We start from the raw sequence: 10102 nt of genomic DNA, 5'->3' as shown, positions 1-10102 counted from the left end.
CCGCGGACGCCGCCGCCGGGCCCCTCGCCCCGGCGGCGCCGGCGGTAGCGGGGCGGTACGAAGCGTTGCGCCCACAACGGGGCGCGCGGGGTGAAGCGGGGCATCAGGAGCAGGATCAGGCCGAGCGCGCTCAGGCCCACGATCACGAGGACGATCCACATCGAGGCCGAGTGCACGGAGTAGCCGACCGCGCCGAAGGCGATCAGGGCCGACCAGAAGTACATGATCAGCACCGACCGGCTGTGCGAGTGCCCGATCTCCAGCAGCCGGTGGTGCAGGTGGCCCCGGTCGGCGGCGAACGGCGACTGGCCGTTCCAGGTGCGCCGCACGATGGCCAGCACCAGGTCGGCCGCCGGGATCGCGATGATCGTGAGCGGCAGCAGCAGCGGAATGAACACCGGCAGCATCGCGTGGGTCGCCTGGCGCTCACTGCCCTCGAAGATCTTCAGGTTGTCCGGGTCGACCTGTCCGGTCACGGAGATCGCGCCGGCGGCCAGGACGAGGCCGATCAGCATCGAGCCGGAGTCGCCCATGAAGATCCGGGCCGGGTGCATGTTGTGCGGCAGGAAGCCGAGGCACATGCCCATCAGGATGACCGTGAAGAGCGTCGCGGGGGCGGCCGCCTCGATCGTGTGCCCGTACCAGAGCCGGTAGGTGTAGAGGAAGAACGCGGCCGACGCGATGAAGACCATGCCGGCCGCCAGGCCGTCCAGGCCGTCGACGAAGTTCACCGCGTTGATCGTGATGACGACCAGGGCGACCGTGAGCAGCGTGCCCTGCCACTGGGTGAGGGCGACGGTGCCGACGCCGGGGATGGGCAGCCACAGGATCGTCAGGCCCTGCAGGACCATGACCGCCGCGGCGATCATCTGTCCGCCCAGCTTGATCAGGGCGTCGATCTCGAACTTGTCGTCCAGGACGCCGATCAGCCAGATCAACGCCGCCCCGGAGAGCAGCGCCCGGGGTTCGCTGGAGAGGTCGAAGACGCCGTCGAGGTTGGCCAGGTGATCGGCGACGATCAGTCCGGCGCACAGCCCGCCGAACATGGCGATACCACCGAGCCTCGGTGTCGGTTCACGGTGGACGTCTCGCGCACGGATCGCGGGCATCGCCCCGACCGCGATGGCGAACTTACGCACCGGGCCGGTGAGCAGATAGGTCACCGCTGCCGTGACACAGAGCGTCAGCAGGTAATCACGCACGGGCTGCCCCACAAATATCGCCGGCCATCTCAGCCCACACCTTAACTACGTCGGCCTCATGGTTGAGGACACAGAGGTACTCGTGATGGTTGCACGGGTCGTCCCCATTTGGGACATAAAGCCGATGTCACCCGGGGTACGGCGGAAATTCCGCAGCCAGTTCCCGCACCTCCGCGAGGACGTCGCCCTCCTCGCGCACCGCCGCGCCGACCAGCGCCGCGAGCCGTGCCATTCCGGCGCCGCCCATGCCCTGGGTGGTGACGGCCGCGGTGCCCAGCCTGATGCCCCGGGCGTCCCCGTACGGAAGCGCGCAGGTGTCCAGCACCAGGCCCGCCGCGGCCAGCCGGGCGCGGGCGGTGGGGCCGTCCACGCCGAGCGGGGCCGGGTCCGCGACGATCAGGTGGGTGTCCGTGCCGCCGGTGGTGACGTCGAAGCCCTCGGCCTCCAGGCCGGCGGCCAGCAGCCGGGCGTGGGACACCACGCGATGGGCGTACGCGGCGAAGGCCGGGGTCGCCGCCTCGTGGAAAGCGACGGCCTTCGCGGCCACCGTGTGCATCTGGGCGCCGCCCTGGGTGAAGGGGAAGACCGCCCGGTCGATCCGCTCGGCCAGTTCCGCGCCGCACAGGATCATGCCGCCGCGCGGCCCGCGCAGCACCTTGTGCGTGGTGGCGCAGACCACGTCCGCGTACGGAACGGGGCTCGGCGCCGCGCCCCCGGCGATCAGTCCCATCGGGTGCGCGGCATCGGCGATGAGGTAGGCGCCCACCTCGTCGGCGATCTCGCGGAACCTCGCGTGGTCCGGGTGGCGCGGATAGGAGATGGAGCCGCTGACGATCGCTTTGGGACGGTGGCTGCGGGCCAGGGTGCGGACCTGGTCGTAGTCGATCAGGCCGCTCTCGGAGTCCACTCCGTAGCCGATGAACTCGAACCAGCGGCCGGAGAAGTTGGCGGGTGAGCCATGGGTGAGGTGGCCGCCGTACGGGAGTCCCATCGCGAGCACCGTGTCACCGGGCCGCAGCAGTGCCGCGTACGCCGCGAGGACGGCCGAGGAGCCGGAGTGCGGCTGGACGTTGGCGTGCTCGGCGCCGAAGAGCGCGGTGGCCCGGCGGACGGCGATGCGCTCGGCGGCGTCCGCCTGTTCGCAGCCGCCGTGGTGACGCCTGCCGGGGTAGCCCTCGGCGTACTTGTTGGCGAGCGGTGAGCCGAGGGCGGCCAGGACCGCGGGCGAGGTGAAGTTCTCGGCGGCGGTCAGCTGCAGTGTGCCGGACTGCCGGCGCGACTCCCCCAGCAGCACGTCAGCGATCTCGGGGTCCTCCCGGAGCAGGGCGCCGAAGTCCTGCGGCAGGGTGTCCGGTGGTGCGGCGGAAGCGGTGACCGGCATCGGGGGCTCCGGGCCTGGGAGGGGTGCGCTGACGTCAGCTCCAATGTAGGCCCGCGACGGGTCTGCTGCCCGCTGTCACGGCCCGGGGTGCACCCGTCCGGACCCCGCGCCGGTCAGCGCGGAGTCGATACGCCGGTCAGCGCGGTGACGACCGGCTCCAGGGCCTGGTTGATCTCGTCGCCGATGGACCGGAAGAACGTGATCGGGGCGCCGTACGGGTCGTAGACCTCGTCGGCCTCGGCGGTCGGGGCCAGCAGCCAGCCGCGCAGCGCGGCGGCCGCGCGCACCAGCGCGCGGGCGCGCTCGACGACGCCCTCGTCCTTCGCGTCGGGCAGCGTCGCGTGGTCTATCGCCCGGACCAGCCGGGTGAACTCCTTGAGCGTGAAGGTCCGCAGACCGGCCGAGTGGCCCATCGAGATCACCTGGGCGCGGTGGTCGCGAGTGGCGGTGAGCACCAGGTCGGCACGGATCACGTGCTCGTCCAGCAGCTCACGGCCGACGAACCCGGTGGCGTCGGCGCCGAAGTCGGCGAGGACCACCTCCGCATTGGCCTCCATCGGGGCACCCTCGTGCCCCCAGGTGCCGGCACTCTCCACGATCAGGCCGCCCTGGAGCGGGTCGCCGAGGCGGTCCACGAGGGCATGGCGGGTCAGCCGCTCGGTGATCGGTGAGCGGCAGACATTGCCGGTGCTGACGTGGAGGATGCGGAAAGTGTCGGTCTGCCCCGCTATGCCACGCCCCTCAGGGGCGGTCAATTGGCCACCTCGAGGTCGGGTACCACCTTGCGCAGCTCCTCCGCGGAGAGCGCGCCGGCGCGCAGCAGGACCGGCACCTTGCCGGTGACGTCGACGATCGAGGACGGGACGATGCCCGGCGTCGGACCGCCGTCGAGGTAGACGGAGACGGAGTCGCCGAGCATCTCCTGGGCGGCGTCGCAGTCCTCGGGCGAGGGGTGTCCGGTGAGGTTGGCGCTGGAGACGGCCATCGGGCCGACCTCGGTGAGCAGCTCGATGGCGACCGGGTGCAGCGGCATCCGGATGGCGACGGTGCCGCGGGTGTCGCCGAGGTCCCACTGGAGGGACGGCTGGTGCTTGGCGACGAGCGTGAGGGCGCCGGGCCAGAAGGCGTCGACGAGTTCCCAGGCCTGCTCGGAGAAGTCGGTGACCAGGCCGTGCAGGGTGTTCGGGGAACCGATCAGGACGGGGGTCGGCATGTTGCGGCCGCGGCCCTTGGCGTCCAGCAGGTCGGCGACGCCCTCGGAACTGAAGGCGTCCGCACCGATCCCGTACACCGTGTCGGTGGGCAGCACGACCAGTTCGCCTCGGCGGACGGCGGACGCGGCCTCGCGCAGACCCGTCGTACGGTCGGTCGCGTCGTTGCAGTCGTATCGCCGTGCCATCAGCCGGCCTCCTCAAGCATGTTCGGGTAGGGCTGGTACGGGTCCGGGCCGTGGCCGCCGGTCACGGCATCGCCTTGCGGGCCGTGGCGAACCGGGGGCGGTTGTTCAGGTCGGGGTGGTCGGCCGCGTCGGCCCAGCCCCGCTCCTCGGTGAAGATCCACGGCACCTGGCCGCCCTGGGTGTCGGCGTGCTCGATGACGACGAGGCCGCCGGGGCGCAGCAGACGGTGAGCGGTGCGCTCGATGCCGCGGATGGTGTCGAGGCCGTCCTCACCGGAGAAGAGAGCCATCTGGGGGTCGTGGTCGCGGGCCTCCGGAGCCACGTACTCCCACTCGGTGAGCGGGATGTACGGCGGGTTGGAGATGACCAGGTCGACCTGTCCGTCGAGCTCGGGAAGGGCCGTCAGGGCGTCTCCGCGGTGCACGGTGACCCTGGAGTCCTCGGCGTTCTTCCTGGTCCATTTGAGGGCGTCCTCGGACAGCTCCACGGCGTGCACGCGCGAGCGCGGCACCTCCTGGGCCATGGCCAGCGCGATGGCGCCCGATCCCGCGCAGAGATCGACGATCAGCGGCTCGACGACGTCCATCGCGCGGACCGCGTCTATCGCCCAGCCGACGACCGATTCGGTCTCCGGGCGGGGCACGAAGACACCGGGTCCCACCTGGAGCTCCAGGTAGCGGAAGAAGGCGCGTCCGGTGATGTGCTGGAGCGGTTCGCGGGCCTCGCGCCGGGCGATGGTCTCCCAGTACCGGGCGTCGAAGTCGGCGTCCGGCACGTTGTGCAGCTCGCCCCGCTTGACGCCGTGCACGAACGCGGCGAGTTCCTCCGCGTCGAATCTCGGCGAAGGCACACCGGCGTCGGCCAGCCGCTGGGTGGCCTGGGCCACCTCGGCGAGCAGCAGGTTCATCGCGGTTCTCCGTACAGGTTCACGAGCGGTGCGGGGTGGTGGAGCTTACGCGGCGGCGAGCTTGGCGGCGGAGTCGGCGTCGACACAAGCCTGGATCACGGCGCCCAGATCACCGTCGAGCACCTGGTCCAAGTTGTACGCCTTGAAGCCGACGCGGTGGTCCGAGATCCGGTTTTCCGGGAAGTTGTAGGTACGGATCTTCTCGGAACGGTCGACCGTACGCACCTGGCTGCGCCGTACGTCCGAGGCTTCCTGCTCGGCGGCCTCCTGAGCGGCCGCGAGGAGCCGCGAACGCAGGATGCGCATGGCCTGCTCCTTGTTCTGGAGCTGGCTCTTCTCGTTCTGGCAGGAGGCCACGACGCCGGTGGGCAGGTGCGTGATGCGGACGGCGGAGTCCGTGGTGTTGACGGACTGACCGCCGGGGCCGGACGAGCGGTAGACGTCGATCCGCAGGTCGTTGGCGAGGATCTCGACCTCGACCTCCTCGGCCTCGGGCGTGACCAGCACGCCGGCGGCGGAGGTGTGGATGCGCCCCTGGGACTCGGTGGAGGGCACGCGCTGCACACGGTGCACGCCGCCCTCGTACTTCATCCGGGCCCAGACGCCCTGGCCGGGTTCGGTGGCCCCGTTGCCGCCCTTGGTCTTCACGGCGACCTGGACGTCCTTGTAGCCGCCGAGCTCGGACTCGGTGGAGTCGATGATCTCGGTCTTCCAGCCGACCCGCTCGGCGTAGCGCAGGTACATGCGCAGCAGGTCCCCGGCGAACAGGGCGGACTCGTCGCCGCCCGCGCCCGCCTTGATCTCCAGGAGCACGTCCTTGTCGTCACTGGGGTCACGGGGTACGAGCAGGAGGCGGAGCTTCTCGGTGAGCTCCTGGCGCTCCTTCTCCAGGTCCTTGACCTCGGCGGCGAAGTCGGGGTCGTCGGCGGCGAACTCGCGGGCCGTCTCGATGTCGTCCCCGGTCTGCTTCCAGGAGCGGTACGTGGCGACGATCGGGGTCAGCTCGGCGTAGCGCTTGTTGAGCTTGCGCGCGTTGGCCTGGTCGGCGTGGACCGACGGGTCCGCGAGCTTCTTCTCGAGATCGGACTGTTCGCCGATCAGTTCCTCGACCGCCTCGAACATCTTCGGGCTCCTGGTTTCTTCGCTCGACGTGCCTGCCGGCCGGCGGTTTGCCTGCCGGGCGGGACACGGGGATGCCGTGTCCCGGCCGGAAAAAACGCCGGTCACGGCGCCCCCGGGAAGAGGGCGCCGAGAACCGGCGCAGTTGGCTCGCTACTTGCTGGCGGAGCCGGCGGCCTTGCCGAAGCGGGCCTCGAAGCGGGCCACACGGCCACCGGTGTCGAGGATCTTCTGCTTGCCCGTGTAGAACGGGTGGCACTCGGAGCAGACGTCCGCACGGATGGCGCCGCTGTCCAGGGTGGACCGGGTGGTGAACGACGCGCCACAGGTGCAGCTGACCTGGGTCTCGACGTACTGGGGGTGGATCTCGCGCTTCAAGGGTGTCTCCTAGTTTCGGGAGGGCGCCGGGTCGTACGCGCGGATTGCGTGTCCGTGAACCGGGGCCGACGTACCAGTCTGCCAGGACCGGCCGCATCTCCCAAAACCGGGGTCGGCCCGGAACTATTCCCGGGCACTCCCGGTCATCGCACGATGTCGCCCGCGGCACCCTTGTCGCCCGCCGACTTCTCGGTGGCCGAGGCAGGGATCGGCGAGTCGTGCAGAAGCGCCGTCCACACCTGCTGTCCGGCCTTCTCCTGCGGTATGACGCGGTTCGGGTCGGCCGGGTCGTACTCGACGGGCAGGGTCACCATGTGGACGTTCTCGGAGCCGAGCCCCTTGAGTCCGTTGGCGAAGCCCGCGAGTGCCTTGACCGAGCCCAGGTCGGAGTCGGTCGTGATGGCCTTGGTCGCCGTGTCCGCGAGGCCGTACAGCTTGGTTCCGTCGAGGACGCCGACGCTCTTCGCCTGCACCATCAGCGCCTTGATGAAGGCCTGCTGGAGCTGGATGCGGCCGAGGTCGCTGCCGTCGCCGACGCTCTTGCGGGTGCGGACCAGGCCGAGCGACTGCTCGCCGTTCAGGGTGTGGGGGCCCGGCTCCAGGTTCAGATGGCTCTTGGGGTCGTTGATCGCCTGCGTGGTGGTGATCTTGACCCCGCCGAGCTTGTCGATCAGCTTCTTGAAGCCGGTGAAGTCGACTTCGACGTAGTGGTCCATCCGGATCCCGGACATCGACTCGACGGTCTTGACCGCGCAGGCCGGTCCGCCGACCTCGTACGCCGTGTTGAACATCGCGCGCTGTTCGCCCGGGACGTCCGCGCCGCTCTCGTCGCTCTTGCAGTCGGGCCGGGTGACGAGGGTGTCGCGGGGGATGGAGACGACGCTGGCCGCCTTGTGGCCCTTGTTGACGTGGACGACCATCGCGGTGTCCGAACGGGCGCCTCCCTCGTCGACGCCGTACTGCGCGTTCGCGCCGGAGCGGGAGTCGGAACCCAGGACGAGGATGTCCTCGGAGCCGTTGTCGACGTTCTGGGGGCGGTTCTTGCCGAGGGCGTTGTTGATGTCGACGGCCTTGAGATTGCCGTCGAGCTGGAAGTACGCGTACCCCAGCCCCGCTCCGCCCACGACGACCACGCCGGCCAGGCTCCAAGCGGCTATGACGGTCGCCCTGCGGCGGCGGGACGCCTTCCTCCGGCGTTTGCCGGTGGCCCGTATTCGGCTGTTGCTCCCACTCGACTCGGTCATCCGTCTCCTCGTTCCGTCGGCTGCTCCCGGCTACCCCCTGCTGCGGTGTGCGGGTCGGTGCGCCGTTTTGTCGCTCTTGGTTACGACGCCACGGCGACAAGAAGGGTTGCACAGCACCCTGTGGCCTCCGGGTGCGCGAGAGGCGGTTCCACGGGGCCGGGAACAGTCGGTGATCCGGCGTTCACCTGCGGTTTCTTGCCCGATACAGGCAATGCCCGACGCGATTGCGACCCGGCGGCCGTGTGGCGAAGGTCTCGGGTCGGCAACGGCCGGGAACGGCGGTCCGCACCCGGCGTACGGCACAGGCCGCCCCCGGCACCGAAGTGTCGGGGGCGGCCCTGGGTACGGCTGCCGAGGGGCTGCGAACTAGTCGTTGTTGCCCGGGGCCGGCGTCGTCTTCTGGATCTGGAGCAGGAACTCCGCGTTGGACTGGGTCTTCTTCATCCGGTCCAGGAGGAGCTCGATCGCCTGCTGCTGGTCCAGCGCGTGGAGCACCCGGCGCAGCTTCCAGGTAATCGCCAACTCGTCGCTGCCGAGCAGGATTTCTTCCTTACGGGTGCTGGACGCGTCGACGTCCACCGCCGGGAAGATGCGCTTGTCGGAGAGCTTGCGGTCGAGCTTGAGCTCCATGTTGCCGGTGCCCTTGAACTCCTCGAAGATCACCTCGTCCATGCGCGAGCCGGTCTCGACCAGCGCGGTGGCCAGGATGGTCAGCGAGCCGCCGTCCTCGATGTTCCGCGCGGCACCGAAGAAGCGCTTCGGCGGGTACAGCGCGGTCGAGTCGACACCACCGGACAGGATGCGGCCGGAGGCGGGGGCCGCGAGGTTGTACGCGCGGCCCAGGCGGGTGATCGAGTCCAGCAGGACGACCACGTCGTGACCCAGCTCGACGAGACGCTTGGCGCGCTCGATGGCCAGCTCGGCGACGGTGGTGTGGTCCTCGGCGGGACGGTCGAAGGTCGAGGAGATGACCTCGCCCTTCACCGACCGCTGCATGTCGGTGACCTCTTCCGGACGCTCGTCGACCAGGACGACCATCAGGTGGCACTCGGGGCTGTTGACCGTGATCGCGTTGGCGATCGCCTGCAGGATCATGGTCTTACCGGTCTTCGGCGGGGCCACGATCAGGCCTCGCTGGCCCTTGCCGATGGGGGCGACCAGGTCGATGATGCGCGTCGTCAGGATGTTGGAGTCGGTCTCCAGGCGGAGCCGGTCCTGCGGGTACAGCGGCGTCAGCTTCTGGAACTCCGGGCGGCCGCGGCCGGTTTCGGGCGCCATGCCGTTGACCGTGTCGAGGCGGACCAGCGCGTTGAACTTCTCGCGGCGCTCGCCGTCCTTGGGCTGGCGCACCGCACCGGTGACGTGGTCACCCTTGCGCAGGCCGTTCTTGCGGACCTGGGCGAGCGAGACGTACACGTCGTTCGGGCCCGGCAGGTAGCCGGAGGTCCGGATGAACGCGTAGTTGTCGAGGATGTCCAGGATGCCCGCGACGGGGATCAGAACGTCGTCGTCGGTGACCGGCGGCGCGTCACTCGCGAAGTCGTCACGGCCACGACGGCCGCGCCGGTCGCGGTAACGGCCGCGCCGACCACGACGGCCGCCCTCGTCGTCGAAGTCGTCCTGCGGTCCGCCGCCGCCCTGCTGACCCTGGCCCTGGTTCTGACCCTGGCCCTGGCCCTGCCCCTGGCGCTGCTGGCGCTGGCCGCCCTGGCCACCGCCCTGCTCGTCGCCGCCCTTGCCGCGGCGGTCGCGCTGGCGGTCACGACGGTCACCGCGGTCACCACGCTCGCCGCGCTGGCCGCGGTCCTGGCGGTCGCCCCGACGGCCCTCCGCGTTGTCCGCGGCGGCCTCGGCCTTGGGCTCGGAGCGGTCCTCGGCGGGCGTCTCGCGCTTCGGCTCGTCCTGCGTGCGGTCCTTGGCCTGTGCCTTGGTGTCCGCCTTGGTCTCCGGGCTGCCCGCCTGAGCGGTGGCGCGGCGCCGACGACGCTCGCCCGCGGGCTGCTCGTCGTTGGCCGGCTGGCCGGGGATGTCGATCTGCTGCTGAGCCGCGGCCTTGGCGGCGGGAGCGGCGGCCGGGGTCTCGTCCCCGGCGCCGGTGCGCGCCTTGGAGGTGGCCCGGCGCTTCGGCTTGGTCTCGGCCTCGTCGGCGGGGGCCGCTGCGGCGGCCTTGGCCTTGGGCGCGGAGGAACCGCCGGCCTGGGTCTCCTTGATGACCTCGATCAGCTGGCTCTTGCGCATCCGCGCAGTGCCCTTGATGCCGAGGCCGGACGCGACCTGCTGCAGCTCGGCCAGGACCATGCCGTCAAGGCCGGTGCCGGAGCGGCGGCGCCGTGCGGTGGTGCCAGTGGCAGCACCTTCGGCGGGCGCGGCGCTGTCGACGTTCTTGTCGGCAGTCACGCCCATCAGATCGGTGGTGTCGCTCACGAAGGGTCCTTCCCTGGAGCGGACGTCGGCCTTCTGGCTCGGCGACCG

The 10102-nt window shown here is 70.6% G+C and carries 9 protein-coding genes; all 9 read right to left on the bottom strand.

Annotated elements, in window-relative coordinates:
* A partial coding sequence (locus tag J1C73_RS28660; protein WP_207318914.1) for an MraY family glycosyltransferase occupies positions 1-1214 on the bottom strand: 1214 nt, incomplete at its 3' end.
* Between the two features lie 115 nt (positions 1215-1329).
* Positions 1330-2583, bottom strand: a complete 1254-nt coding sequence (glyA, locus tag J1C73_RS28655; protein ID WP_207318913.1) for a serine hydroxymethyltransferase — start codon at positions 2581-2583, stop codon at positions 1330-1332.
* Positions 2584-2696: 113 nt separating this feature from the next.
* Complete coding sequence (locus J1C73_RS28650) at positions 2697-3338, bottom strand: arsenate reductase/protein-tyrosine-phosphatase family protein (RefSeq protein WP_073736886.1); 642 nt, start codon at positions 3336-3338, stop codon at positions 2697-2699.
* Positions 3335-3982 carry an L-threonylcarbamoyladenylate synthase gene (locus J1C73_RS28645; protein ID WP_123461670.1) on the bottom strand — a complete coding sequence of 216 codons (648 nt, stop codon included), beginning with the start codon at positions 3980-3982 and terminating at the stop codon, positions 3335-3337. The genes J1C73_RS28650 and J1C73_RS28645 overlap by 4 nt, the downstream gene beginning before the upstream one ends.
* 61 nt (positions 3983-4043) lie before the next feature.
* Complete coding sequence (gene prmC / locus J1C73_RS28640; RefSeq protein WP_207318912.1) at positions 4044-4889, bottom strand: peptide chain release factor N(5)-glutamine methyltransferase; 846 nt, start codon at positions 4887-4889, stop codon at positions 4044-4046.
* A gap of 45 nt (positions 4890-4934) precedes the next feature.
* Positions 4935-6011, bottom strand: coding sequence for a peptide chain release factor 1 (gene prfA / locus J1C73_RS28635; RefSeq protein ID WP_124285043.1), 1077 nt, complete (start codon positions 6009-6011; stop codon positions 4935-4937).
* A gap of 150 nt (positions 6012-6161) precedes the next feature.
* A complete protein-coding gene (gene rpmE, locus J1C73_RS28630; protein WP_123461667.1) occupies positions 6162-6386 on the bottom strand; it encodes a 50S ribosomal protein L31 in 225 nt (74 codons plus the stop codon).
* Between the two features lie 143 nt (positions 6387-6529).
* Positions 6530-7630 carry an LCP family protein gene (locus J1C73_RS28625; protein WP_207318911.1) on the bottom strand — a complete coding sequence of 367 codons (1101 nt, stop codon included), beginning with the start codon at positions 7628-7630 and terminating at the stop codon, positions 6530-6532.
* A 366-nt stretch (positions 7631-7996) separates the two neighbouring features.
* Positions 7997-10054, bottom strand: a complete 2058-nt coding sequence (rho, locus tag J1C73_RS28620; protein WP_207318910.1) for a transcription termination factor Rho — start codon at positions 10052-10054, stop codon at positions 7997-7999.
* Positions 10055-10102 lie beyond the last annotated feature (48 nt).

This window comes from Streptomyces laculatispora, from assembly GCF_017353455.1.
Lineage (GTDB): Bacteria > Actinomycetota > Actinomycetes > Streptomycetales > Streptomycetaceae > Streptomyces > Streptomyces laculatispora.
Note: the sequence above shows the minus strand (reverse complement) of the source record. Positions and strands in the feature narration are given on the sequence as shown.

Excerpts from the sequence above, each read along its gene's own strand:
- prmC (WP_207318912.1), bottom strand. The coding sequence starts at position 4,889 with ATGAACCTGCTGCTCGCCGAGGTGGCCCAGGCCACCCAGCGGCTGGCC.
- glyA (WP_207318913.1), bottom strand. The coding sequence starts at position 2,583 with ATGCCGGTCACCGCTTCCGCCGCACCACCGGACACCCTGCCGCAGGAC.
- J1C73_RS28625 (WP_207318911.1), bottom strand. The coding sequence starts at position 7,630 with ATGACCGAGTCGAGTGGGAGCAACAGCCGAATACGGGCCACCGGCAAA.
- J1C73_RS28645 (WP_123461670.1), bottom strand. The coding sequence starts at position 3,982 with ATGGCACGGCGATACGACTGCAACGACGCGACCGACCGTACGACGGGT.
- prfA (WP_124285043.1), bottom strand. The coding sequence starts at position 6,011 with ATGTTCGAGGCGGTCGAGGAACTGATCGGCGAACAGTCCGATCTCGAG.